The organism is Halapricum sp. CBA1109, from assembly GCF_009741825.1.
Taxonomy (GTDB): Archaea; Halobacteriota; Halobacteria; order Halobacteriales; family Haloarculaceae; genus Halapricum.
Genome location: NZ_WPCA01000005.1, coordinates 15,873 through 41,333, shown reverse-complemented (window position 1 = coordinate 41,333; position 25,461 = coordinate 15,873). Strand labels below are relative to the sequence as shown.

Sequence of the window (25,461 nt, the reverse complement as noted above, 5' to 3'; positions counted from 1 at the left end):
CGCTACGACAATGACGCCCCCGTCGAACGATTCGGACCACGACCCGACGGCGGACGCGGGCGAGGCCCCGGACGACGCCACCGAGAACAATCCGTCAGCGGACGCTACCGACAGCAACACGCCGGCGGACGACACTGCCCGTCCCGCGTCGGCGGACGGCACTGGCGGCCCCCCACCGGACGACCGGCAGGCGGCCGTCCTCGACCGAGTTCGTCGCCGCCCGCTGCTCGCGGCCGTCCTCGCGCTCACCGCCCTCGCGCTCGCCCTCAGACTGGTCTCGCTCGGCTCCCGCGCGGCCCACTGGGACGAGGCCCGCGTCGCCTACTGGGCGCTGTACACCCACGAACAGGGGTCGTTCGCCTACCGGCACATCATCCACGGCCCGTTCGTCCAGCACACCAGCCGCTGGCTGTTCCCGCTGTTCGGGGCGAGCGACTTCACGGTCCGCCTGCCGGTCGCCATCGTCGGCGGCCTGCTTCCGCTGTCGGCGCTTCTGTTCCGAAAGCGCCTGCGCCGAATCGAGGTCGGCGTCCTCGCCGCGTTCCTCGCGTTCAACCCCGTCTTCCTCTACTACTCCCGATTTATGCGCAGCGACGTGCTCGTCGGCGCGTTCATGTTCACCGCGCTGGGGCTCGGAGTTCGATTCCTCGACACCCGCCGGCCGCGGTACCTCTACGGTATCGCCGCGTTCGTCACGCTCGCGATAGCCTCCAAGGAGAACGCCATCCTCTATCTCGTGACGTGGGGCGGCGCGCTCGTGTTGTTGGCCGACCGGGCGCTGGATTCGCCCGGGTCAGACCGGACGGGCGTCGACAGGCTTAGGACCGCCGCCGGGCACGTCCGGGCCGTCGACTATCCCGCCGTCGGGCGTCGGTACCTCCCGCACGTCTCGGGTCGGCGGCGCTTGGCTTTGCGCTGTTCGTCTTTATGTTCGCGCCGCGGGGCGCGGGACTGGAGGGAATGCTCTATCTGCCCGCCTCACCCGACACCTTGCCGGGGTTCTGGACGGCCGTCACCGCGCCAGGCCAGTGGCCGACGGTCGTCGGGGCCACCGTCGATCAGTTTATCGCCGAGTACGGCGCGTGGGGGGCCTCCTCGACGGAGTTGACCATCGACGCGTACCTCACCCGCCTCGGCGGCACGCTGGAAGGATTGGGCTACGCCGCGGCGCCGCTGTCCCTGTTCGCCGTCGCCGGCTTCGTCCGCGAGCGCTACGGCGTCGCCGAGGGTCGCCCGCTGGTGATGCTGCTGTTTTTCGCCGGCGTCGCCTCGCTGGTCGGCTACCCCGCTGGCCTGTCCATCGGCGGCGGGTGGCGCTGGAACAACGTCCACATCCTCCTGCCGCTTGCCGTCCCGGCGGCCGTCGGCGTCGCGATGGTCGGCCGCTGGGGCTACGAGGCCTTCGCGGACGACGACGCGATCAGCGTCGGCCTCTCGGCGCTGGTCGTGGTCGTCGTCACGGGCCTCGTCCTGCTCAACGGCGCGAACCTCGTCTACCTCACGCCCGCGACCGGCGGCGACACCACGAACATCCTCGTCCAGCACGGCCAACCGAACGACGACCTCTCGACGCTTGAGGCGCAACTTGACGCCGCCGCCGACGCCGACGCGGGCGTCCTCTACTACGGAAATTCGAGTATGCGCGGCTCGTTCGTCAAGCGCGATCCCGCCGGGGCCGGATACAATGCCTACACCAACTTCCAGCCGATCTGTACCGACTGGAGCGAGTCGCTGCCCATCCACTGGTATCTCGCCCAGAGCGGCGCGAACGCCTCCTGTGAGACCGACCGGCAGGGCCTCCGGGAACGACTGAACACCGACCCGCCGGCCATCATCGTCACGAACGCCGCCGACGACAGCGTCCCGGCGGACCTGCTGGACGAACAGTACGCGGCGACGACGTACAACCTCCGGTCGAAGGACACCTCGCTCCCGAAGGCCACCGTCTACGTCGCCGACTGAAACCAGAACTGTTCTAACGGTCGCCCGGCAGGCATCCGGTATGGACTCCGGTCGTGAGGGTTCGACCGACCGCGACGACACCCCCGAGCCGGGGCCGACGGCGGACACCGAAGGGGACGGCGACCGACGGACGCTCCGCGCCCTGCTCCCCGAGACGGTGCCGCTGCCCGGCCGCCTCGCCCGGACCGACGCCGTCGTGGTCGCCGTCGCCCTCGTCGCCCTCCTCGCGCTTGCCCTCCGGTTGTACGGCCTCGGCTACCGCACCGCCCACTGGGACGAGGCCCGGGTCGCCCACTGGGCGTTACGGTACGACGAAACGGGCTCGTTCGTCTACCGTCATATCGTCCACGGGCCGCTGGCTCAGCACGCCGCCCGGTTCCTGTTCGGCCTCTTCGGGCCGAGCGACCTCCTCGCGCGCCTCCCGGTGGCGCTGGTCGGTGGCCTGCTCCCGCTATCGGCGCTTTTGTTCCGCGAGCACCTCCGGGACGAGGAGATGGTCCCGCTGGCGGTGTTTCTCGCCGGCAACTCCGTGCTGCTGTACTACTCGCGATTTATGCGCAGCGACGTGCTCGTCGGCGCGTTCGTGTTCACGGCTTTCGGCTTCCTCGTCCGGTACTACGACACCCGACGGGCGCGGTACCTCTGGGGTGGTGCGGCGTGGTTCGCCCTCGGCGTCGCCTCCAAGGAGAACGCTATCCTCTACGTCCTGACGTGGCTCGGCGGGTCGGCGCTGCTGATCGACGCCGCGCTGTTTCGCCCCCGGCAGCGTGCCAACGGGCTGGACCTGCTCCGTGGGAAAGTCGGTGCGGTCCGCGAGCGAGGGCTGGTACGGACCGGTGGCCTGTTCGTCGGCAAGGTCGGAGTCGCCGTCGCCGTCTTCGGCGTCGTCTGGCTGTACTTCTTCGCGCCGCGGGGGTCGCCGACCGAGGTGTACCCGCTGGTCTCCCAAGCAGAAATCGGGACGGTGACCTTCGGCGAAGCGCTCCGGAACCCGCTGCAGTTCCCGACGCTTTTGGCCAACACGGCCGAGTACTTCGGGACCGAGTACTTCTCGTGGTTTGGGACGGCCGGGGGAAAAGACTTCGTCGGGAAGTACCAGGAGTTCGCGCCGAAGTACCTCGACGTGCTCGTCACACACGCGCTGCCGGTGCTGTCGATGGCCGTAATCGGCTTCCTCGCCGAGCGATACGCCCGCGACCGGAGTCGGAACCTCGTGCTGTTTTTCGCCTACGGCGGGTTCGTCTCCGTGCTGGCGTACCCGCTGGCGCTCGACGTCACCGGCTCGTGGGCCTGGAACGCGACTCACTCGATCATCCCGCTGGCGGTGCCGGCCGCCGTCGGCGTCGGGATGATTCTCCGATGGGGCTGGGCAGGCCTCGACGGTGACGCCGTCACTACCGCGCTGTCTGTCCTGTTGGTCGTCCTCCTCGTCTCGAACCTCGCGGTCACCTCGTTCGGGGCTGTCTACGACTCTCCCCGCACCGACGAGAACAAGCTCACCCAGTTCGCTCAGCCGGCCGGCGATTTCCGGGCGACGACCGACGACATCCACCGCCTCGCGGCCGAGAACAACGGGACCGACGCGGTGATCTACGGCGATTCCTTCGTCGGCAACGAACCCTCCGAGACCAGACGCCCGGCCTGCGTCGGGGACTCGGGGTGGTTCAGCTCCCTTCCCATCCCGTGGTATCTCTACGCCAGCGACGCCAACACCACCTGTGCCGAGGACAGCTTCGACCTCAACGACAAGCTCACCGAGGGCGAGACGCCGCCGATAGTCGTCACCAAGGTCCAGAACCGCGACACCGTCGCGCGGTACGTCCCCGACTACGACGTGCGGGTCGGGCTCATCCGGACCCGCGGCGTCGAGGTGGCCATCTTCGTCGACACCGACAGGCTCGACGGCTGACGACCGCCACACGATACGTTTTTGCCCGCGCTCGTGGAACGGCGGCGTAATGACAACGCTCCCTGGACCGACCGTCGGCGTGGTCGGCGCGGGCCAGCTCGGCCGGATGCTCGGCGAGGCCGCCGCCCCGATGGGTGTCGACCTCGTGGCCGCCGACCCGACGCCCGACGCCCCGGCCGCACCGGTCGTCACCGACCAACTCGTCGGCGAGTTCGACGACCGCGAGACCTACCGCCGCCTCGCCGAACGCGTCGACGTGTTGACCTACGAGATAGAACTGGTCGACCCCGACCATCTTGAGTTCGTCGCCGAGGAGATGGACACGCCGGTCCACCCCCACCCCTCGACGCTTCGGATGATCGCGGACAAACTCGTCCAGAAGCGGCGGTTGCAGGAGGCCGGCGTCCCAGTTCCGCGGTTCCGCGCGGTCGGCGGCATCCAAGACGTGGTCGACGCCGCTGAGGAGTTCGGCTATCCGCTGATGCTGAAAGCCCGCGTCGGCGGCTACGACGGCCGCGGCAACGCCGCGATATACGACCGCCACGACGTCGAGGCCGCGCTGGAAGTCGTCGACGGCCCGTGGATGGTCGAGGAGTTTGTCGACTACGAGCGGGAACTGGCCGTGATGGCCTGTCAGGGCGACGGCGAAGTCGACACTTTCCCCGTCACCGAGACCATCCACGAGGAAGAGATTCTCCGGGAGACGGTGTCGCCGGCGCGGACGGACGACACGACGCGTGAGCGTGCCCGCGAGGTGGCGGTTGACGTACTGGACGTGCTCGATGGCCGCGGCGTCTTCGGCGTCGAGTTGTTCGAGACGGCCGACGGCGAGATACTGCTCAACGAGATAGCGCCCCGGCCGCACAACTCCGGCCACTGGACCATCGAGGGCTGTGAGACCTCCCAGTTCGAGCAACACCTTCGGGGCGTCCTCGGGTGGCCGCTGGGGTCGACCGAGCGCCGGAGTCCAACCGTCACGGCGAATATCCTCGGCGACGTCGAAAAGCGCCAGCCGGCCACCCTCGCCGGCGTCGACGCAGTGCTGTCGACCGACGGCTGCAAGATGCACTTCTACGGCAAAGACGAGGTGTACAACCTCCGGAAGTGTGGCCACATCACACAGATAGGTCGGCTGGACGCGGACACGACGGAACTGCTGGAGGCGACGCGGGACGTGCGGGAGGAACTGACGTTCACGGAATGACCGCCCCGTTCTCGTCCCGTCACGCTTAGGACGGCCGCGCGTGCATCCTCTCGTATGACAACCGCAGACTCCGTGCAGTCGTTGATAGACCAGTTGCACGAACAGGCCAAGATGGACCTGCCGAACGAGGCGACGCCGGACGTGGGCATCGTGATGGGCAGCGACTCGGACCTCCCGACGATGGCCGGCGGGAAGGGGAAACGGCCCGGCGCGTACGCGGCGTTGGCGGAGGAACTGGACTTCGCGGAACAGACCGACTACACCGACGCGCCCGATGCGCGGTTCACCTTCGAGACGTTCGTCGTCTCGGCCCACCGGACGCCGGAACTGATGTACGCCTACGCCGAGACGGCCGAGGCCCGCGGTATCGACGTGATCATCGCCGGTGCGGGCGGGAAATCCGCGGACCTGCCGAATATGACCGCCTCCATCGCCTACCCGCTGCCGGTCGTCGGCGTCCCGGTCCAAGAGAAGTCCGTCGACTCGGTCATCGGGATGCCACAGGGCGCGCCGATCACGGCCGTCGACGCCGGCAAGTCGTTCAACGCCGCGCTGACGGCGGCCCAGATGCTCTCCCGGAAACATCCCGAGATCCGCGAGCGACTGGTCGAGTACCACGACGAACTGCAGGAGGGCGTCGGCGAGGTGTCGCGTGACCTCCACGAGATGGGGACGCCGGGGTTCAAGGCCGAGTACTGGGAGTAGCGGCCGCGAGCGAAGCGAGCGGTTTTTCGCCCACGTTTTTCGACGAGCGGTACCCGCAGCGTTGTGAGTGGGAGCGAAGCGACCCGCGAACAGCGCGAGGATACCCGAGGAGAAAAAGGTGGACTTGCACGAGATGGGGACGCCGGGGTTCAAGGCCGAGTACTGGGAGTAGCGGCCGCGTCCCGAGTGGCGGCCGCGTACTGGAGCCGAGAGCCGACAGCTTTTGCCCGGTCCGTCCCAAGCGGCAGTCGATGACCGTCTCGACCAGACAGGCGCTTTTGACTGTCGCCGTCGCGATGCTCGTGGTGCTCGCGGGCTGTTCCGGCGGCGACGGCGGGGGCGACGCGGCCGACGACACGTGGGACGAGGGCGACAGTTACACCTACTCGCTCAACGGGAGCGACCGGACCATCTCGTGGACGGTCGATAGCCTCGACGGGTCGACGATGACCGCGACGGTGGCCGTCGGGGGCAACTCGACGCGGTACCGCGCGTCAACGTCTGCGCCGTTCGAGGGCTTTCGGGAGAACCTCGACTCGCCGTTCGATGCGCTCCTCGTCGCGCCGTTCGCGGCGTTGCACAACTATCAGGACCGGCTGATCGGCAACCACTCGCTGTCGGCGAACAACACGTGGACCGTCCAACCGCCGTCTACGGACTCCATCGCTGGAGGCCCCAGCGGGGAACGCGCCGTCACGCCGGGGGAACTCGACTCCCTACGGATGGACGTCGTCGGGACGAACACCGTCGCGGGCACGGAGTGTACCGAAGTCGTCGGGACGCCCGAGTCCGGCACAGCGGGTGAGATACGGCTGTGCGTGAACGCCGAGTGGCCCTTCCCGCTGTCGGTCGGCGACGGCGGGCCGACCCCGCTGTTCGAACTGACCGAGTACGAGCGGTGACGGGGCGGGCGGGAGCCAGCAACGGTTGCCGTAAAACCCAACACTGAACCCTTATATGCCGCCGTTCCTAAGCGCCGAACAGAGTAACCCGTATGAGCAATCCGTGGATCGCGATCGGGGCGCTGGCGCTCGTGGGTCTGGCTATTCCAGTGGTGATGATGGCTACGTCGGCCCTCCTGCGCCCGAGCGTTCCGGAACAGGGCAAACGCGCCACTTACGAGTCCGGTGAGATCCCGACGGGCAGCACGCGCATCCGGTTCAACATCCAGTACTACATGGTCGCGCTGTTGTTCGTCGTGTTCGACATCGAGACCGTCCTCATCTTCCCGTGGACGGTCATCTACAGCGACGCTGTCGCCGAGGTCGGCCTCGCGCGAGCGCTCGTGCCGATGCTCGTGTTCCTGACCACGCTGGTGGTCGGACTCGGTTGGGCGTGGCGAAACGGCGCGGTCCGGTGGGTGCGGAGCCCGCGGGCCGAACGACAGAAGGTCGAACAGTAACTATGAGCAGCGATCAACCACTGACCGACGCGAGTACAGAGGGCCAGACAACCCAGGAAGCGCGGATGGGCGACGGAGTCGACGACCGGTTCAACTCCCCGCTCCGGAAGGCGTTCGGGACGTCTCCGTTCATCCTCACGAAGTTCGACAAGTTCATGAACTGGGTCCGCGGGTCGTCGATGTTCATGCTGCAGTTCGGTATCGCCTGCTGCAGCATCGAGATGATGCACACCTACGCGGTCAAACACGACCTCGACCGCTTCCACGCCGGCGTGCCCCGCGCCTCACCGCGACAGGCCGACGTGATCATCGTCCCGGGGACCATCGTCTCGAAGTTCGCGCCGCGGATGAAGCGCGTCTACGACCAGATGGCCGAGCCGAAGTTCGTCATCGGGATGGGCTCGTGTACCATCTCCGGCGGTCCCTTCCAGGAGGGCTACAACGTCGTCAAGGGTGCCGAGGAGGTCATCCCGGTCGACATCCACGTGCCCGGCTGTCCGCCCCGCCCCGAAGCGCTGGTTTACGGTGTCGCCAAACTGCAGGAACAGATCGCCAACGGCGAGTCCGCGCCGGTGACGGTCAAACCCTACGAGTTGGAGGAGTTCGGCGACCTCGAACGGGACGAACTCGTCGACCACCTCGCACAGGAGATCGACGAGGAGACGCTCGTGATGCGGTACAACTGGACTGATTCGCCATGAGTTTAGAACAGCCCGAACCGCCGACGGGCGGCGACGAGGTCGGCGTCACCGCCGACGGCCTCGACTACGACGAACTGGCCGCGCTCGTCGGCGACAACGTCATCGACCGCGAACAGCACGTCAACGCCGAGGGGTTCGTCATCCGGCCCGACGCGGTGCAGGACACGCTCTCGACGTTGCGGAACGAGGCGGGCTTCGACCACTGCTCGGCCGTCACGGCCCAGGAGTACGACGACCGCTTCGAGTCGATCTACCACCTCAAGAAGTTCGACGATCCGACCCAGCAGTTGAGCGTCGTCGTCCCGACGACCAAAGACGACCCCGTCAGCGAGTCCGCGGAACCGGTGTTCCGGACCGCCGACTGGCACGAACGGGAGGCCTACGACCTCGTCGGCATCGACTACGAGGGCCACCCCGACTTGCGACGGATCCTCCTGCCCGAGACGTGGCAGGGCCACCCGCTCTCGAAGGACTACAATCAGAACCAGCCACAGGTCGTCCCGCTCCGGGAACACGCGAACCCGCTCGAAGAGGACCACTCCGCCGGCGAGGATTCGGATACGATGTTCGTGAACATCGGGCCTCACCACCCGGCGACCCACGGTGTCCTCCACGTCAAGACGGTGCTGGACGGCGAACAGATCGCCGACATCGAACCCGACATCGGCTACCTCCACCGCTGTGAGGAGCAGATGTGCCAGCAGTCGACCTACCGCCACCAGATTATGCCCTACCCCGACCGGTGGGACTACACGCCCGGTGGCATCCTCAACGAGTGGGCCTACGCCCGCGCGGCCGAGTCGATGGCCGACATCACCGTCCCGGAGTACGCCCAGGTCCTGCGGACGATGTCCGCCGAGTTGACCCGGATCTGTGCCCACCTGCTCGCGCTCGGCACCTTCGGGCTGGACGTCTACGGCGACTTCACGGCCATCTTCATGTACGCCGTCCGCGACCGGGAGGTCATCCAGAACCTGCTCGAGGACCTGACCGGCCAGCGGCTGATGTTCAACTACTTCCGGCTGGGCGGGGTCTCGTGGGACCTGCCCGAACCCCGCGAGGAGTACCTCGAAGACGTCCGGGACTTCATCGACGAACTGCCCGAGCGACTGGAGGAGTACCACGACCTCATCACGGGCAACGAGATATTCCAGATCCGGTGTATCGACACCGGCGTCCTCCCGCCGGAGGTGGCGAAGAACTACGGCGCGACCGGGCCGGTCGCCCGCGGGTCCGGCATCGACTACGACCTGCGCCGGGACGACCCCTACGGCTACTACGACGAACTCGACTGGGACGTCGTCACGCAGGACGGCTGTGACAACTACGCGCGGGTCCTCGTCCGGATGCGGGAGGTCGAGGAGTCGGCGAAGATCATCAGCCAGTGTGTCGACCTGCTGGAGGAGTGGCCCGAGGACGACCGCGACATTCAGGCCAACGTTCCCCGGACGCTCCGACCGGACGAGGACAAGGAAGTGTACGAGGCCGTCGAGGGCGCCAAAGGCGAACTGGGCATCTATATGCGCAGTGACGGCACGGACAAGCCCGCGCGGTTCAAGATCCGCTCGCCGTGTTTCTCGAACCTCCAGACGCTGCCGGAGATGTCCGAAGGGGAGTACATCCCCGATATGGTCGCCTCGCTCGGTAGTCTCGACATCGTCCTCGGGGAGGTCGATCGGTGATGTTGCCGCTGCAGTCCGCGACGCCGCTTCCGGACCGAATCTCGGGCCTGCTCGGTCTCGGCCAGTTCGGCGTGCCCGGTGAACTGCTCGCGGGACTGCTCGCGTCGGCGCTGGTCGCGACGTTCGTACTGCTGAACACGGCCGTCGCCGGCCCGTGGGCCAAACGGAAGATCACGGCCTCGTTCACCGACCGGATCTCGGTCAACCGGATCGGGCCGTTCGGCCTCGGGACGATCGTCGTCGACTCCGTCCGGCTGTTGTCGAAAGAGCTTATCATCCCCGAACGGGTCGACCGGCCGGCGTTCGACCTCGCACCCCTCGTCCTCGCCAGTTCGGCGCTGCTCGGGTTTGCGGTCATCCCGATGGGCAACGGCATTCAGGTCGCCGACCCGGAGATCGGGCTGGCGTACGTCTTCGCCATCGCCTCCATCGCGTCGCTGGGGCTGGTGATGGCCGGCTACGCGTCGAGCAACAAGTACTCGTTCCTCGGCGGTCTGCGCGCGGTCGCACAGAACCTCGCCTACGAGATTCCGCTCGTCCTGACGGGTGTCTCGGTCGTGATCTTCGCGGGGTCGCTGCAGATGAGTGAGATCGTCGCGGCCCAGGAGGCGACGCTGTTCGAGGTCGCTGGCGTCGCTATCCCGCAGTGGTTCGCCATCGTCAACCCCTTCGCGTTCGGGTTGTTCCTCGTGGCGAACCTCGCGGAGGTCGGCCGCAACCCATTCGACATCCCGGAGGCGCCGACCGAGATCGTCGCCGGGTACCAGACCGAGTACAGCAGCGTCTACTTCGTGCTGTTTTACCTCGGGGAGTTCATCCACATCTTCCTCGGCGGCGCGATCATCGCGACGCTGTTCCTCGGCGGTCCGGCGGGGCCGGTCCTGCCCGGCATCGTCTGGTTCACGATCAAGATCTGGCTGGTCTTCCTGCTGACCCAGTGGTGCCGCTCGGCGGTCCCGCGGGTCCGGATCGACCAGTTGATCACCATCGGCTGGAAGGGAATGCTGGTGTTGAGTCTCGCGAATCTCGTGCTGACGGCGGCTATCGTCGGGGTGATCGCCTGATGGGCGTCCCCGTCCGAACCACGCCGCCGGCGCGCCGACGACACGCCGGCCGCGGTGCGATTGTGACTACTGGAGGTGACCTACGATGATCGGAGTCCTGAAATCGATGGCGACGACGATGAAACACGCGCTCGACGGGAACACGTTCACCGTCGAGTACCCCGAAGAGGCACCCGAGGTCAGCCCCCGATTCCGGGGCGTCCACAAGTTTAGTCAGGAACGCTGTATCTGGTGTCGGCAGTGTGAGAACGTCTGCCCCAATGACACGATACAGATCGTCACCGACGACCAGCGCAACGGCGAGCAGTACAACCTCCACATCGGGCAGTGTATCTACTGTCGGCTGTGCGAGGAGGTCTGTCCCGTCGACGCCATCCTGCTGACCCAGAACTTCGAGTTCACCGCGGACACCAAAGACGAGTTCGCCTACAACAAAGAGCAACTCAAGAACGTCCCGTGGTACAAAGACATCGACCCGCTTGCCTCCCGTGAACCGGACCGCGGCGCGTGGATCGGCGAAGGCGACGGCGAGATAGACTACCAGTAGCGGACTCGTCTGTCGGCGCGCATTCGTTTTCCACGATCGTACTCCATCCGCCAGCGGTCGCGGTGGTGAAATCCACACGCTGACCCTGAGATTGCCGGTCCACGTCGCGTTGGTCCGGGAGCGGTCGATTTTTGCTCCGTTTCCAGCTAGTTGGGGCAAAAACCACCGGAACAAGTGACACGCGCGCGGACGAGAAAGAAATCTTCAAAGGGCGCCCCGACCCAGAGCCAATTAGTATGGCATTGTACGAGTCAATCGCTTTTGCGCTGTTTGCCGTCGTCACGCTCGGGTCTGCACTGGGCGTCGTCCTCGTGCGTGACGTCTGGCACTCGGCGCTGTTGCTGGGCGTGTCGCTGCTCAGCGTCGCCGTGCATTTCGTGATGCAACAGGCACCGTTCGTGGCAGCGATGCAGGTCCTGGTGTACGTCGGCGGGGTACTAATCTTGATCACCTTCGCCATCATGCTCACACGACGGGATTCAGACACCACAGTCGACGAGGTGGGCGCATGAGTCGCCCCCGCTTGACCGACGAACTGAATCCCATCGCGGGGCTGGCGGCCGTTGCGCTGTTCGGCGTGCTGGCGGCCGTGTTCCTCACCGCCGAGTTCGGCGCGCCGCAGGGCTTCGAGCAGGGCGTGAGCGTTATGGACGGCATCGGCTACGCGCTCTTTGACCTCGTCGATCAGTCGTCGCTGGTCACCGAGGGCTTCCTGTTCGCGTTTCTGGCCGTCGCAGTCGTGCTCGACGCGGCGCTGGACGGCGCGCTGATGCTCGCCCGGCGTGAGGAAGACGAGGCGGCAATCGCCGACGGGGGTGACGAGCGGTGATCGCGACCGAGTGGTACCTCATGCTGTCGGCCGGGCTGTTCTGTATCGGCCTGCTCGGCATCCTGATGCGCCGGAACGCGCTGATCTTCCTGATGTCCGTCGAGCTGATGCTCAACGCGGCGAACATCAACCTCGTCGCGTTCTCGCTCCAGCACGGCAACCTCTCGGGGCAGGTGTTCGCGCTGTTCGGGATGGCCCTGGCCGCCGCGGAGGTCGCGGTCGGCCTCGGCATCATCCTCGTCCTGTACCGCAACTTCGGAGACATCGACGTGACGTCGCCCACAACGATGCGGTGGTAACATGGCAGGGATATACGACCTCGTTCCGGCGATTGCGGCGCTGCCGCTAGCATCGTTCGTCATCGCGCTGTTCGCGGGCAAGGACCTCCCGAAGAAGGGCGCGCTGCCCGGGATTCTCGCGACCGCCGGGTCGCTGGCCCTCTCGCTCGCCGTCGCGGTGACGGTCTTCACCACCGGTGAAGGCTTCAACCAGAACCTCTACACCTTCGTGGCCGGGCAGGACACGTTCAGCCTCCATCTCGGTGTGCTGATCGACCCGCTCTCGGCGCTGATGTTGGTGATCGTCTCGCTGATCGCCACGCTCGTCCACGTCTTCTCGCTCGGATATATGAACGACGAGGGCGAGACCGGCCTGCCGCGGTACTACGCCGGGCTCGGCCTGTTCACCTTCTCGATGCTCTCGTTCGTGTTCGCCAACAACATCCTGATGGCGTTCATGTTCTTCGAGCTCGTCGGTCTCTGCTCGTATCTGCTGATCGGCTTCTGGTTCCGCGAGGCTGGCCCGCCCAGTGCCGCCAAGAAGGCGTTCTTGGTCACTCGCTTCGGGGACTACTTCTTCCTCGTCGGCGTGGTCGCCATCTTCGCCACCTTCGGCACCGGTGCCTTCGCCGGCAGCGAGAGCTTCCCGCATCTGGCCGAACTGGCTCTGGAGGGCGAATACGACGTCAACACCTTCTTCGGCCTCGGCGAGCAGGCGTGGTTCACCGTCCTCGGACTGCTCGTCCTGGGCGGTGTGATGGGCAAGTCCGCGCAGTTCCCCTTCCACACGTGGCTGCCGGACGCGATGGAGGGTCCGACGCCCGTCTCGGCGCTCATCCACGCGGCGACGATGGTCGCGGCCGGGGTGTTCCTGGTCGCGCGGATGTACGGCTTCTATGCGCTCTCGCCGACGGCGCTGGCTATCATCGCGCTGGTCGGCGGCTTCACGGCGCTGTTCGCGGCGACGATGGGCGTCGTCAAGCAGGAACTCAAGCAGGTGCTCGCGTACTCCACCATCTCCCAGTACGGGTATATGATGCTCGCGCTGGGGTCCGGTGGCTACGTCGCCGCCGTCTTCCACCTGACCACCCACGCCGTGTTCAAGGCGCTTTTGTTCCTCGGTGCTGGGTCGGTCATCATCGCGATGCACCACAACGAGAACATGTGGGATATGGGCGGTCTGAAAGACAAGATGCCGGTGACCTACTGGACGTTCCTCTCGGGGTCGCTGGCGCTGGCCGGCATCGTCCCGTTCGCCGGCTTCTGGTCGAAAGACGAGGTGCTGTACGAGGCGCTGATCCACGGCCTCGGCACCGAGGGCGGCCTCGGTATCGTGTTGCTCGCCGCGTACGCGATGGGACTGTTGGCCGTGTTCTTCACCGGCTTCTACACCTTCCGGATGGTGTATCTGACCTTCCACGGCGAACCGCGGTCCGATATCGCTCGTGACCCCGAACCCGTTCGCTGGAACGTCAAGGGGCCGCTCGCGGTGCTGGGCGTCCTCGCGGCGACGGTCGGGTTCATCAACATGGTCCCGGTGAAGAAGGTCACCGGGCTGGAGATAGATTACCTCCACCAGTTCCTCGATATGGCGCCGGAGGCCTATCTGACGAACGTCCACCACTACACCGAACTACTGGAGACGGACGCGTTCGCGGGTATCCACGCGGCGACGCCGCTGGGCGAAGTCGGAACCGTGGCGGCCAGCGCGGCCGTCTCGCTGGGGCTGGCGCTCGCGGGCGTCCTCGCCGCCAGACAGCTCTACAACGCCCCGCAACCGGTCGAACACACCGACCGGCTCGGCCGGGTCAAAACGATCCTTATGCACAACTACTATCAGGACGAGTATCAGGTCTGGCTCGCGCGGGACGTGACCGTTCCGTTCGCGGGCGTGCTCGACACGTTCGATCAGGGTATCGTCGACGGCGTCGTCAACGGGGCGAGCAGTGTCAGCCGGACGGCCGGCCGACAGGTCCGGAAACTCCAGACGGGCGTCGTCACGAACTACGCGGCACTGCTCACGCTGGGGCTGGTACTGCTCTTGGCCGCGTTCGCCGTCGTCGGGGGGTGGGTGTAGATGTGGATTGAAGCGCTCATCCTCTCGACGCTGGTCGCCTCTGGCATCGTCCTGCTGGCCCCGAACCGCTACGCGGGCAAACTGGCGGCCGCGCTGTCGCTCGCGCCGCTGGCGTTGTCGGGAATTATGTGGCTGAACTACGACGCCGCGGGCAACGCCTTGCTCGGCGGCGATATGGCCTACGAGACGACGACCCGGTGGGTCGAGTTCGCCTCCTACGGCCTGAACTGGCACGTCGGCGTCGACGGTATCAGTATGCCGCTGATCGTGCTGACGACCATCCTCACCACGCTGGCAATTGTCAGCGCGTGGACGCCCATCGACACCCGACAGTCCCAGTTCTACGGCCTCGTGCTGTTCCTGCAGGCCGGACTGCTCGGTGTCTTCACCGCGCTCGATTTCTTCGTGTGGTTCATCTTCTGGGAAGTCGTCCTCGTGCCGATGTACTTCCTTATCGCCATCTGGGGCGGGCCGCGCCGGAAGTACGCGGCCATCAAGTTCTTCGTCTACACCAACATCGCGAGCCTGATCATGTTCGTCGGGTTCCTGACGCTGGTGTTCTCGATGGGGCCCTCCGTGCGGGCGATAGACCTCACGCAGGTCGCCCAACTCGTCCGGACGCCGGGCGTCGTCGAGGGCATCGCCGGCTTCAGCCCCAACACCGTCAAGCTGTTCGCGTTCACGCTGATGTTCCTCGGGTTCGCCGTGAAGGTGCCAATCGTCCCCTTCCACACGTGGCTGCCGGACGCCCACGTCGAGGCCCCGACGCCGGTGTCGGTGCTTTTGGCCGGCGTCCTCCTGAAGATGGGGACCTACGCGCTGTTGCGGTTCAACTTCACGATGCTGCCCGGCGTCGTCAGGGACTACGCCGCGCTCATCGCCGTCTTCGCCGTGGTGAGCGTCATCTACGGCGCGCTGTTGGCGCTGGCCCAGCAGGACCTCAAGCGCATCGTCGCGTACTCCTCTATCTCCTCGATGGGGTACGTCATCCTCGGACTCGTCGCCTACACCACCCACGGCGTCGGCGGAGCGACCTTCCAGATGCTCAGCCACGGGTTCATCTCCGGGCTGATGTTCATGGTCGTCGGCGTCATCTACAACGAGACCCACACCCGGATGGTCGGCGATATGTCCGGGATGGCCGACCGGATGCCCTGGACGGTGGGCATCTTCGTCGCGGCCGCGTTCGGCTATATGGGCCTGCCGCTGATGAGCGGGTTCGCCGGCGAGGTGCTCGTCTTCCTCGGTTCGTTCGACTCGACCATCTCGCCGCTGTTCACCGCCGTGGCGATGTTCGGCATCGTCATCGTCGCGGGCTATCTCCTGTGGGCGATGCAGCGGACGCTGTTCGGCCCCTTCGACTTGGAGACGGAGTACGAGATACGCCCGCGCCCGTCCACGACGTGGCACCGCTGGTGGTGCTGTTGCTCTGTGTGGTCGGGCTGGGTGTCAACCCTGACATCTTCTACGGTATGATACAGGACGCTATCAACCCGATCATCGAAGTCCAAGATGCGCTCGTCGGCGCCATCGGAGGTGGGCTCCGATGACGGGCGCGACGCTGTTGGAACTGCCGGAGTACGCCGCGGTCGCGCCCGCGGTGATTATGATCGTGACGGCGCTTTTGTTGCTCGTCATCGACAGTATCTCGCCGGAACCCGGCGAGAACGACCGCCTCGCGCTGAACGCGGTCGCCATCGTCGGTGCGGTCACGGCGCTGTCGGTGTCGGCGTGGTTCCTCGTCGCCGGGACCGGCCAGACCGAGGGACCGATATCGCTGTTCGAGGGGGCACTCGTCGTCGACGGGATGGCGCTGTTCTTCTCGATCATCGTCTCCAGCGTGACGGTGCTGGTGTTGCTGGCGGGGTACGACTACGCCGCCGGCGACCGCTATCAGGCGGAGTATCAGACGCTCGTCTTCCTCGCCGCCTCGGGGATGATCCTGCTGGGGATGGCAAACAGCTTCGTCGCCGCCTTCCTCAGCCTCGAACTGGCGAGTCTCCCCTCCTACGCGCTGGTCGCCTATCTCAAACACAACCGCGGGAGCGTCGAGGCCGGCCTGAAGTACTTCCTCGTCGGCGCGCTCTCCTCGGCGGTGATGCTGTACGGGATCAGCCTCGTCTACGGCGTCACCGGCACCTTCCAGTTCGCCGCGGTCGCGGAGGCCATCGCGGACACGGGACTGGTCGGTATCCTCGGCGTCGGCATCGTGATGATCGTCGGCGGCGTGGCGTTCAAGACAGCCTCCGTCCCGTTCCACTTCTGGGCGCCCGAGGCCTACGAGGGCGCGCCCGCGCCGGTGTCGGCGTTCATCTCCTCGGCGTCGAAGGCCGCCGGCTTCGTGCTTGCGTTCCGCCTGTTCGTGACCGCCTTCCCCATCGGCGTCGTCGAGGGCGTCGTCGACTGGACGCTGCTGTTTCTCGTCCTCTCTATCGTCACGATGACGCTGGGGAACTTCGCCGCGGCGACCCAAGAGAACGTCAAGCGGATGCTGGCGTACTCCTCCGTCGGTCACGCCGGCTACGTCCTCATCGCGCTGGCGTCGGTGACGACCGGGAGTGACGGCTACGCGCTCGGGGCCGGGATGGCCCACCTGCTGGTCTACGGCTTCATGAACACGGGCGCGTTCCTGTTCATCGCGCTGACGGAGTACTGGGACGTCGGACGGACGTTCGAGGACTTCAACGGCCTCGGCTGGGAGGCGCCGGTCGCCTGCGTGGCGATGACGGTGTTCATGTTCAGCCTCGCGGGCCTGCCGCTGGGCGGCGGGTTCGTCTCGAAGTACATCCTCTTCGGGGCGGCCGTCCGCTCGGGGCTGTGGTGGCTCGCGGTCATCGCGGCCATCAACAGTGCGCTGAGCCTCTATTATTACTCGCGGGTCGTCAAGGCGATGTGGATCGACGACCCCGAGGGTAGCTTCGAGATAGAGTCCTACCCGGTCGGCATCTACGCGGCGATCGTCATCGCCGCCGTCGTGACGGTGCTGTTGTTGCCCGGGTTCGGTCTCGTGAGCGAACACGCCAGCGCGGCCGCGAGCGCACTGGTCTGAGCGTCCTCACCCGCCGCGGGCGATAGATTCGTGCGTGCGGACGATTTCTTCGAGGTCACCGACCTCCTCGCGGAGTTCCGCCGCGAGTTCGTCGGCCTGTGACTTCAGCGCCCGGTACTCCGTGTTCTCGGACAGTTCGGCCTCGGTGTGTTCGGCTTCGAGCACCAGCAGTTTCCCCATAATCCCGAGAAATCGCTCCAGGTCCTCGTTTCGGTTGCGGGTGGTGACGTGCTGGTCCAGTGTCGTCATCAACGTCGACGTGTCGACCGGTTTGCAGAGGTAGTCGTCGAAGTCCATCTCCAAGATGTTGAGGTCGGGGTCGACGGCCGTGACTATGATCACTGGGCAGTCGTAGCCCTCCGCACGGATCCGCTCCAGTACCTCGTCGCCGTGCATATCCGGCATCCGGCGGTCGAGCAACACCGCCGCGACGTGTTCGTCCATCTTCTCGATAGCCTCGACGCCGCCGTAGGCGGTGACCGGCGCGTACGTGTCCTGCAGGCGGAGCGCGTAGAGGTCGGCGACGTCCTGCTCGTCGTCGACGATCAGGACCGTCGGTTTCGCGTCGATGGTGGACACGGTCACGGCTACCGGCCCCACCGACAATAGTGTGCGTGGTCGCGGCCATCCCGCGACGCATAAGTAGTGCGGCGCGGACTCTGAGGTATGAAAGCGACCGCGACGGCACACCCGATTCAGGGGCTCGTAAAGTATCACGGGATGCGGGACCCGGAACTACGGATGCCGTTTCACGACAGTATCAGCGTCTGTACGGCCGACAGTCGGACGACGACGACCGTCGAGTTCGACGCGGACCACGACGACACGTACATCGTCGACGGCGAGGTCGTCGACGGCCGCGGCGCCGAACGCATCGACGACGTCGTCGACCACGCCCGAACGCTCGCTGACATCGACACACCGGTCCGGGTCGAGAGCGAGAACTCCTTCCCGACGAACATCGGCTTTGGCTCCTCGGCCTCGGGGTTCGCTGCGCTGGCGATGGCACTTAGCGAGGCCGCGGGCCTTGATCTCACTCGACCCGACGTCTCGACCATCGCCCGCCGCGGGTCCGCATCGGCCGCGCGTGCGGTGACGGGCGCGTTCTCGCATCTCCGTACCGGCGCCAACGACGAGGATTGTCGCTCCGAGCGCATCGAGACGCCGCTTGAGGATGACCTCCGCGTGATCGGTGCGATGGTCCCCTCGTATAAGGAGACCGAGGCGGCCCACGAGGAGGCCGCCGAGAGCCATATGTTCGAGAGCCGGATGGCCCACATCCACGGGCAGATAGCGAACATGCGGGACGCGCTCCGGTCGGGGGAGTTCGACCGCGCGTTCGAGATGGCCGAACACGACTCGCTGTCGCTGGCGGCGACGACGATGACCGGCCCCGCCGGATGGGTCTACTGGCAACCCCGGACCATCGAGGTGTTCAACACCGTCCGGGAACTCCGTGAGGAGGGTGTGACGGTGTACTTCTCGGTCGACACCGGCGCGAGCGTCTACGTCAACACGACGGCAGAGTACGTCGACCGCGTCGAGTCGGCCATCGGCGACTGCGGTGTCGACACCCGGCGCTGGGAGGTCGGCGGACCGGCGCGGATCCGCGACCCCACGGATGCGCTGTTCTGACCGGCCGCGGCAAACGGGGACGATAAGTAGCCGTAGGCCTCAGGTCCGAGTATGGACTTCCGGTTTCGCCGCCTGCTCGCGGGGACGACCGGCCTGACGGCCGTGCTGATGCTTCTGGGTGTGTTCACCGCCAGTTCCGCGGCCGGCCTGACCTGTGCCGGGCGCTGGCCGTTCTGTGACGGCTTCCTCGGGTTGTTCCCCGCTAACTGGATGAGCTTCATCGAGTGGTTCCACCGCCTCGTGGCGATGATCACCGGCTTCGTCATCCTCGGCGTCGCGGGCGTCGCGTGGCGACGCGGTGCCGACCGCCGGATCCGCTGGGCGCTGGTCGGGGCCATCGTCCTCCTGCCGATCCAGATACTGCTCGGCGCGCTGACGGTGACGCTCAACGGCCTGTTCCCCGGCGGTTACTCCCCACCGATTCAGGCCGCTCACTACCTGACCGCACTCGTCATCTTCGCCGGCCTCGCCGGGGCGACGGCGCTGGCCTACGCCCCCATCGAGCGTTCGCGCCTCCGACTCGCGGCGCTTTTCGCCGCGGCGATAGCGCCCCTCCAGTTCCTGTTCGGCCTCGGTGCCGGCATCTGGTACGGTCCCTACTATCAGGTCGGCTACTACGCGCTGTCGCTGGCGCTGTTCGCGGCCGGTACCGGCGTCGCCGTCTGGGCGGGCGACACACGCCGCCTCCGGTCGCTGACGGTCGTCGCCGCCGTCTTGCTCTCCTTCCAGATGCTGCTGGGCCGTCGCCTCCTCGGCGTCGCCGACCCGCTTCTCACCAACGCCGTCGCCGCCGGCGTCCTCGGGACATTCGTCGGCGTCGCGCTGTTGGCCTACCGAATCGACGGCGTTCCCCTCCCCGTCGTCGGCGATATCGTCTCCCGCTGAGACGGGCAGTAGACTCATACGCTCGCAGCCGCTACCCTTCGGTCGATGGGATTCAGCGTCAGCGGTTCCTACGTCATCCTCGGCGTCGCCATTCTCGTTTCGCTGGGGATGGCATACGGCGCTGTCAACGGCAGCCTCGAACGGTTCAGCGACGCCACCGCGGCCGACCAGTCCGACGCTATCGACCAGTACGAGACCGACATCGCTCTCGAATCCACGTCGTACAACGGGACGCACCTCCGGTTCGAGGTGGTGAACGCTGGCGCGACGACGCTCGCGGTGTCGAAGACGGACGTGCTCGTCGACGGCCGGTACGTCGACCGGCGGAGCCTCTCGACGACCGTCGACGGGGACGGAGACACCGACCTCTGGAACCCCGGCCAGACCCTCCGCGGGGCCGTCGAGACTGACGCCCCCCGACGCCTCCAGATAGTCACCGAACACGGCGTCGCGAGCGCAACCTCGGTCGTCTTGTTCCGACAGGCCGAGCAGGCCGCGTTCACCAACAGCAGCGATCTCCGCTCGGCCACCGTCGACGGCGTGGTGACCGACACCTACGGCGCTATCGGGCAGTCCATCGGCCCCGCCCTCGTCAACTTCGGGGAGACGGGCGTCGCGGAACTCCCGGCCGTTGAGGGCGATACGGACCTGATCGTCGCCACGGCGAACGGCGACCGGACGGCGCTGACGACCGGCGCGAAACCCGACGCCTCGCGTCTGGCCGCGGGCCGATGGCTCGGCAGCGACCCCTCGGTGTTCTACGTGAACGATACCACGGGCAACGTCTCCCGCGTCACGGCCGACGGGACTGCCGCGGACATCGCCGGGACGGACGCCGACGGGGTAGCCGGCATCGGCGATATCGACGCCGACGGCGCGGACGAACTGGTCTACGGCGGCAACAGCCCCGACGGCAACAGCGACACCGTGAACTACGTCGACGACGACGGATCGACGCTCGTCGGGACCGGACAGGGGTACGGCACCAGCGGCGGCATCGGTCTGGGCGAACCCGGGGACTTCGACGGCGACGGACAGGCTCGTACCCCCATCGTCGACGGCAGCAACGACGTCCTGCTGGTCGCGGCCGACGGGACGACGACGGCGCTGACCAGCGATGGCACGGCCGCGAAAGCCCCGATGGCGACCCGGGACGTCGACGGCGACTTCGACCCTGAAATCGTCTTCGTCGGTACCGACGGGACGCTGCAGTTGATCGACGACGTGGGCGGCGAGAACGCGATAACGGTGGTCACCGACGGAAACGGTGACCCCGTGACGGCAGACACCGACGCCGGCGCGACCTGACGCCACCGGGACCGCTCACATAAAGTCCGAGAGGCCGGTCTGTCCGTCGTCGTCGTCGGACTCCTGTTCCTCGTCGGTCGCTTCCGCTTCGCTGGCCGCCGCGAGCGTCGTGGTCGCCTCGTCGTCGGCCTCGTCCTCGGTTCCGTCGTCGTCCGCGCCGGTGGCAGTCCCGCCCTCGAAGGCACCGCCGCTGGCCTCGACGGCCGACTCTTCACGGAGCGCCTGTGCGTCCTCGACGATGGACTCGACTTTGTTGGTGGTCTCGCCGCTGCCGGTGACGAAGGCGACGTGGCCGGCGTCGAGGTCGTAGGCGGCGGCCATCGCGACGGTCAACTCCCGGTTCTTGCAGTGGTGGGTCATCGCCGAGAGGAAGGGCATAATCTCCTGTCGTGCGGTGCCCATACTGACGCCGTTTTCCTCGGCTATCTTCCGGGCGACGTAGTCTCTGGTCTCGCGGGCCCCCTTCGAGCGCCCGAGTTTCGAGAAGTAACTCGGCGGACCGTACCGGGTCCACCCACCCTTGGATCCGCTTCGGGCGGCCGCGACGCCGGCGGTCATGTTGTCGCCCGCGTACTTCCAGAAGGAGTAGTTCTGGGTCGCGCGCACGCGGCCGAGCCATCGGTCGGCCCGCGAGAGCGCCTGATACGCCCGCGCGAGTTCGGCCCCCTCGTAGTCTTTGGGCATGTTGTCCTCGATCCAGTTGATGAGGTCGTCGGGCGTCTCGTCGACGTCGTAGGACTCTTTGAGCGCCGTCTCGGCGTCGCCCTCTTTCAACACCGTGTCGAGGTACTCGAAGATGCCGGTGCTGCGGTCGCGTTCGCCCGTCACCACGTCCTCGGCGGCGATAGCGTCCCGACCCTCCGTCAGCGCCTGCAGGTCGTTGATCGCCCCGCGGAGGTCGCCGCTGTTCATCTCGGCGATGCTGTCTAAGGCGTCGTCCTCGAACTCGATGCCCTCGCGGCGGCAGATGTCCCGCAACACGGGGACGATAGAGCGCTTGGAGACGGCCCGGAACTCGATGTCTTGGGTCGCGTCGCGCAGTCCCCGGCCCATCTCGTAGTACTCGTTGGCGATGAGGAGCATCGGTTGGCTGGCTTCCTTGACCAGCGACGTCACCGCCCGGGAGCCGCCGCGGTCGGCGTTGCCGTGGATGTTGTCGGCCTCGTCCATAATCAGCAGGCGTCGGCCCGATCCCCCCTCGCCGAGAGTGCCGGACTTGGCGGCCTCGCCGGCCACCCGCTCGATGACGTCTTTCGTCCGGGCGTCGGAGGCATTGAGTTCGATGGTCGGCCACCCCTTGTCGCTCGCCAGCGCGTGGGCGGCGGAGGTCTTGCCCACCCCGGGGACGCCGTGGAGGACGACCGCCTCGCGGTGGTCTTCCCACGTGTCGGCCCACTCCTGTAGGGCGTCGCGGGCCTTGTCGTTGCCCCGCAACTCCGAGAGGGTCGAGGGCCGGTACTTCTCCGTCCAGTCGGTCATTGGCATCCCTTGGTCCGAACTCCGTTTAGTGGTTGCGCCCTACCGGCGCCACTGATCCAGCCATACGATTTCGTTCGCCAGTTCCTCGGACGGATAGTGTGAGAAAACTCGTTCGAGTGTGTGGACGGCTCCTTCGGGGTCGTCACGCAGATAGTTCGGGTCGGTGTACACGACGAGTCCAGCGTGGTCTACTGTTTCGGTGAGTCTGGCGAAGTCCTTCTTGTCGTGCGTAACGAGGATGTGACCGTTCCCACCGGCGTACCGTAGAGCCGCTCGTCGTCGGTCGCCTCGCCGAACGCCTCTCTGGCTTCGACGACCTCGTGCCCGTTCGACTGGAGGGTGTTGATGAATACTCGTGGGACGTGTTCGTCGGTGAGCAGAGGCGCGATTACTTTGCTGGCTCGGGCGGTGACAGAGACTTCTCGGCAAGCGCCCTCTCCGCATCCTCGTGTGCCTTGCGAACTGCTCGCATCTCCTCGGGATGCTCGTGGTAGTACGCGAGTGCCGAGTACACCTCGCCGAGAGACAGGTCGAGCTGGTCGGCCACGTCGGCGGCCGAGTGGTCGCCTCCGACGACCAGTTCGTAGACGTGTAGCACGCCGACGCGCGTCCCCTCTATGCGGGGGTCGCCGCCGAGAACGTCGTCAGTCCGAACGATGTCTGCCATTGTCAGAATGTAGTTCGGCTTCCAATATAAACCCGTGCGTGGGAATACACCAACTGTCAGTGTGTCCGTCTGATATCGGACTTTGTTGACTGCTCCGTCCAGTCGGTCATTGTCGGGCGTAGGCGCGACCCGGATACAGTGGTTGTGCCACGGGCCTCACGCGTCGGCGAACCGCTCGTCGATATCGTCTATAGCGTCGGCGATGACCTTGCGCTCGGCGCGGCGCATCGCCCGGATGGCCTCGTCGGTGTAGTCGACGTCCATCGTCGGCATCCCGCGGGAGAGCAGGCCGCCGATGCCGCCGCCGACGACGTCTTTCGGGTCGAAACTCGTCTGCAGGGCAAAGGCCGCCCGGTTCTCCCGGAGGGGCCACGTGAACGCGAAGTGCTCTTCGACCAGCGCCCGGGCTTGGTCGGCGTCGAGACTGGCGCGGACGGCCGGCCAGAACTCCTCCTCGGGCGTCTCGACGACGGGTTCGACTGCCTCGGCCAGCCCCGCCAGTCGGCCCATCAGGACGTCCTCTATCTCCCGGCGGCGCGACGCCGGGACCGACGATTCGATGGCGGCGGCGAACCCGTCGGCGGCCAGCAACTCCTCGCGGTAGTCGGCCACGTCGCCGCCGGCGTCGACGCAGTCGAGGAGGATGGCGAACTGTTCGACAGTTTGGTCCCGGTAGGCGTCCAGTTCCGGTTGGACGACGCGGCTCCAGAGCGCGTCGCTGTTCTTGAGGAGGCGGTCGATTAGCTTCCCGCCCCGACCGGCGGTGCCCCGGCGCAGCGCCCGCGCGACGGAGAACTCCTCGGCGGTTATCTCGATGGCGTCATCGACGAACCGTTCGAACCCGGTTTCGACTGCCTGTCGGGTCACGTTCCCTACCAAGGAGTGGGCCACTTTGTAGCTACCGGCTCCGTCGGGTCCCGAGGAGCCGCGACCCGACGACGAAGGCGCTCGTGAGGACGACCAGCGCCTGCTGGCCCGACCGGACGACGGGGAAGACGCGCTCGACGTTCGCGGACTCTTCGCCCCTGCTCGGGTCGACGCCGGTCCGGTAGTGGACCTCCTCGGTCGAGCCGACGGCCCCGCTCTCGCCCTCGCCGCCGGTGGGCGTGGTCGCGTTCGTGGCGTTCGAGCCGTTGGGTTCCGGCGGCGAGAGGTCCACGAAGGTCTGAACGAACCCACGCTGGTTCGACAGCAGGACCTCGCCGTTGAGTTTGTAGAACTGGTCGTGGACGGGGTAGAAGACGTTGACGCCGTTGAAAAAGAGGTCGGGGCCGATAGCGCCGAACGTGACGGCCGCGACGGTCACCCACGCGATGCGCGGGCCGGCCGCGAACCGCGACCGGAGGACCGACGCCTCCCGGTAGCGGGTGTCGTAGACGATCAGCCCGGCGAGCAGCGCCGGGAGCAACAGGGTGTGGAAGGCCGCGCGGTGGGCGCCACCGATCCACCACCCGAGGAACACGTCGAGGTCGACGAACACCGTCGCGGCGACGACGACGACGGCCAGCGACCGCCACTCGAAGGCCCGGCCGAGCAACCCGGCCGCGATCAGCCCGGCGAGTGATACGTGAACGACTGTCGAGGGCATAGCCGACTGTGAGTGACGGGTCGATATATCCCTTGGGACGCGCCTCCCGGCGCGTCTCGGGGTCCCAGCGCGGTACCTGCACTGGTCTCCCGGCCGTCTCGTACCGGCGCGCACCGCGAACCATCCGTACGGTCAGTAGTACAACGCCGAGGACGTAGAGGATCCAGACCGCACGGGACCCCCCGAACGGTCGCGTGTACTCCACGACGGCGACGACCCCGGTGATGGCGGCGACGTAGAGTGCGTTCAACCCGACGAAATCCGCCAGTCCCTCCTCGTCGGTGACGCGCTCGGCGTCGTATCCGGCGATCAGATGCACCATCCCGAAGTACCTGATGATGACGCCCAGAACCGCGACGAGCCCCGCCGCGAGCGCGAGTGAAACGGTCGTCCCCGCGTTCATACGCGTCGGATGGCCCCCGAATCGTATAAATCTCAGCTCCGTCGGTGAGAGAAACGGGGACTGCTCGATTGCGACGGACCGGTTCGG

Annotated in this window: 24 protein-coding genes and 2 pseudogenes; 20 read left to right on the top strand and 6 right to left on the bottom strand. The window is 66.6% G+C overall.

Annotation, left to right across the window (positions count from 1 at the left end):
- The first annotated feature begins 10 nt into the window (after window positions 1–10).
- The 17 genes and pseudogenes from GJ629_RS01400 to GJ629_RS01325 all read left to right on the top strand — a co-directional run bounded on the left by GJ629_RS01400 (window position 11) and on the right by GJ629_RS01325 (window position 17,409).
- Window positions 11–1,108: a flippase activity-associated protein Agl23 gene (locus GJ629_RS01400; RefSeq protein ID WP_157511408.1), complete on the top strand. Its 1,098-nt coding sequence runs from the start codon at window positions 11–13 to the stop codon at window positions 1,106–1,108.
- On the top strand, window positions 1,105–1,962 hold the full coding sequence (locus GJ629_RS15945) for a hypothetical protein (RefSeq protein ID WP_197428369.1): 858 nt from the start codon (window positions 1,105–1,107) through the stop codon (window positions 1,960–1,962). Before GJ629_RS01400 ends, GJ629_RS15945 begins: the two co-directional genes overlap by 4 nt.
- A 40-nt stretch (window positions 1,963–2,002) precedes the next feature.
- A complete protein-coding gene (locus tag GJ629_RS01395) occupies window positions 2,003–3,871 on the top strand; it encodes a flippase activity-associated protein Agl23 (protein WP_157511407.1) in 1,869 nt (622 codons plus the stop codon).
- 49 nt (window positions 3,872–3,920) lie between these two features.
- On the top strand, window positions 3,921–5,075 hold the full coding sequence (locus GJ629_RS01390; RefSeq protein WP_157511406.1) for a 5-(carboxyamino)imidazole ribonucleotide synthase: 1,155 nt from the start codon (window positions 3,921–3,923) through the stop codon (window positions 5,073–5,075).
- Window positions 5,076–5,129: 54 nt separating this feature from the next.
- Complete coding sequence (gene purE / locus GJ629_RS01385) at window positions 5,130–5,780, top strand: 5-(carboxyamino)imidazole ribonucleotide mutase (protein ID WP_157511405.1); 651 nt, start codon at window positions 5,130–5,132, stop codon at window positions 5,778–5,780.
- A gap of 251 nt (window positions 5,781–6,031) precedes the next feature.
- Window positions 6,032–6,682 carry a hypothetical protein gene (locus GJ629_RS01380; RefSeq protein ID WP_157511404.1) on the top strand — a complete coding sequence of 217 codons (651 nt, stop codon included), beginning with the start codon at window positions 6,032–6,034 and terminating at the stop codon, window positions 6,680–6,682.
- Window positions 6,683–6,774: 92 nt separating this feature from the next.
- Window positions 6,775–7,182 carry an NADH-quinone oxidoreductase subunit A gene (locus tag GJ629_RS01375; RefSeq protein WP_157511403.1) on the top strand — a complete coding sequence of 136 codons (408 nt, stop codon included), beginning with the start codon at window positions 6,775–6,777 and terminating at the stop codon, window positions 7,180–7,182.
- 2 nt (window positions 7,183–7,184) lie between these two features.
- Window positions 7,185–7,883 (top strand): NADH-quinone oxidoreductase subunit B, encoded by a 699-nt coding sequence (locus GJ629_RS01370; RefSeq protein WP_157511402.1) that lies wholly within the window; start codon window positions 7,185–7,187, stop codon window positions 7,881–7,883.
- On the top strand, window positions 7,880–9,565 hold the full coding sequence (locus tag GJ629_RS01365; protein ID WP_157511401.1) for an NADH-quinone oxidoreductase subunit D: 1,686 nt from the start codon (window positions 7,880–7,882) through the stop codon (window positions 9,563–9,565). Before GJ629_RS01370 ends, GJ629_RS01365 begins: the two co-directional genes overlap by 4 nt.
- Window positions 9,565–10,629: a complex I subunit 1 family protein gene (locus GJ629_RS01360; protein ID WP_157511414.1), complete on the top strand. Its 1,065-nt coding sequence runs from the start codon at window positions 9,565–9,567 to the stop codon at window positions 10,627–10,629. The genes GJ629_RS01365 and GJ629_RS01360 overlap by 1 nt, the downstream gene beginning before the upstream one ends.
- An 85-nt stretch (window positions 10,630–10,714) precedes the next feature.
- Complete coding sequence (locus tag GJ629_RS01355) at window positions 10,715–11,176, top strand: NADH-quinone oxidoreductase subunit I (protein WP_157511400.1); 462 nt, start codon at window positions 10,715–10,717, stop codon at window positions 11,174–11,176.
- Window positions 11,177–11,412: 236 nt separating this feature from the next.
- The gene (locus GJ629_RS01350; protein ID WP_157511399.1) at window positions 11,413–11,688 is read left to right on the top strand and encodes an NADH-quinone oxidoreductase subunit J; all 276 of its coding nucleotides are present in this window, start codon (window positions 11,413–11,415) and stop codon (window positions 11,686–11,688) included.
- Window positions 11,685–12,005: a hypothetical protein gene (locus GJ629_RS01345; protein WP_157511398.1), complete on the top strand. Its 321-nt coding sequence runs from the start codon at window positions 11,685–11,687 to the stop codon at window positions 12,003–12,005. Before GJ629_RS01350 ends, GJ629_RS01345 begins: the two co-directional genes overlap by 4 nt.
- Window positions 12,002–12,304, top strand: a complete 303-nt coding sequence (nuoK, locus tag GJ629_RS01340) for an NADH-quinone oxidoreductase subunit NuoK (RefSeq protein ID WP_370515744.1) — start codon at window positions 12,002–12,004, stop codon at window positions 12,302–12,304. Before GJ629_RS01345 ends, nuoK begins: the two co-directional genes overlap by 4 nt.
- 1 nt (window position 12,305) lies before the next feature.
- Entirely contained in the window at window positions 12,306–14,360 is a 2,055-nt protein-coding gene (nuoL, locus tag GJ629_RS01335) for an NADH-quinone oxidoreductase subunit L (protein WP_157511397.1), read from the top strand.
- Window positions 14,361–15,910, top strand: a pseudogene (locus tag GJ629_RS01330) (NuoM family protein).
- Window positions 15,907–17,409 carry an NADH-quinone oxidoreductase subunit N gene (locus GJ629_RS01325; RefSeq protein WP_157511396.1) on the top strand — a complete coding sequence of 501 codons (1,503 nt, stop codon included), beginning with the start codon at window positions 15,907–15,909 and terminating at the stop codon, window positions 17,407–17,409. Before GJ629_RS01330 ends, GJ629_RS01325 begins: the two are co-directional and overlap by 4 nt.
- Window positions 17,410–17,415: 6 nt before the next feature.
- Here GJ629_RS01325 and GJ629_RS01320 read toward each other — a convergent pair whose 3' ends face one another.
- Window positions 17,416–17,988 carry a response regulator transcription factor gene (locus tag GJ629_RS01320; RefSeq protein WP_370515743.1) on the bottom strand — a complete coding sequence of 191 codons (573 nt, stop codon included), beginning with the start codon at window positions 17,986–17,988 and terminating at the stop codon, window positions 17,416–17,418.
- Between the two features lie 87 nt (window positions 17,989–18,075).
- Here GJ629_RS01320 and mvaD point away from each other — a divergent pair, with 87 nt between their 5' ends.
- Genes mvaD through GJ629_RS01305 form a run of 3 tightly spaced genes read left to right on the top strand, consistent with a single transcriptional unit; the run spans window position 18,076 to window position 21,237 of the window.
- Window positions 18,076–19,044, top strand: a complete 969-nt coding sequence (mvaD, locus tag GJ629_RS01315) for a phosphomevalonate decarboxylase MvaD (protein WP_157511394.1) — start codon at window positions 18,076–18,078, stop codon at window positions 19,042–19,044.
- A gap of 51 nt (window positions 19,045–19,095) precedes the next feature.
- On the top strand, window positions 19,096–19,929 hold the full coding sequence (locus tag GJ629_RS15940; RefSeq protein WP_197428368.1) for a COX15/CtaA family protein: 834 nt from the start codon (window positions 19,096–19,098) through the stop codon (window positions 19,927–19,929).
- 45 nt (window positions 19,930–19,974) lie between these two features.
- The gene (locus tag GJ629_RS01305; RefSeq protein WP_157511393.1) at window positions 19,975–21,237 is read left to right on the top strand and encodes a hypothetical protein; all 1,263 of its coding nucleotides are present in this window, start codon (window positions 19,975–19,977) and stop codon (window positions 21,235–21,237) included.
- A gap of 15 nt (window positions 21,238–21,252) precedes the next feature.
- On the opposite strand, the gene GJ629_RS01300 is transcribed toward GJ629_RS01305, so the two are convergent.
- The 5 genes and pseudogenes from GJ629_RS01300 to GJ629_RS17785 all read right to left on the bottom strand — a co-directional run.
- Complete coding sequence (locus tag GJ629_RS01300) at window positions 21,253–22,716, bottom strand: replication factor C large subunit (protein ID WP_157511392.1); 1,464 nt, start codon at window positions 22,714–22,716, stop codon at window positions 21,253–21,255.
- 388 nt (window positions 22,717–23,104) lie between these two features.
- A complete protein-coding gene (locus GJ629_RS01295) occupies window positions 23,105–23,383 on the bottom strand; it encodes a DUF433 domain-containing protein (protein WP_157511391.1) in 279 nt (92 codons plus the stop codon).
- A gap of 156 nt (window positions 23,384–23,539) precedes the next feature.
- On the bottom strand, window positions 23,540–24,250 hold the full coding sequence (locus GJ629_RS01290; protein ID WP_231754421.1) for a hypothetical protein: 711 nt from the start codon (window positions 24,248–24,250) through the stop codon (window positions 23,540–23,542).
- A 31-nt stretch (window positions 24,251–24,281) separates the two neighbouring features.
- Complete coding sequence (locus GJ629_RS01285; RefSeq protein ID WP_157511390.1) at window positions 24,282–24,971, bottom strand: metal-dependent hydrolase; 690 nt, start codon at window positions 24,969–24,971, stop codon at window positions 24,282–24,284.
- A 97-nt stretch (window positions 24,972–25,068) separates the two neighbouring features.
- Window positions 25,069–25,374, bottom strand: a pseudogene (locus tag GJ629_RS17785) (DUF3784 domain-containing protein); the annotation flags it as partial.
- Window positions 25,375–25,461 lie beyond the last annotated feature (87 nt).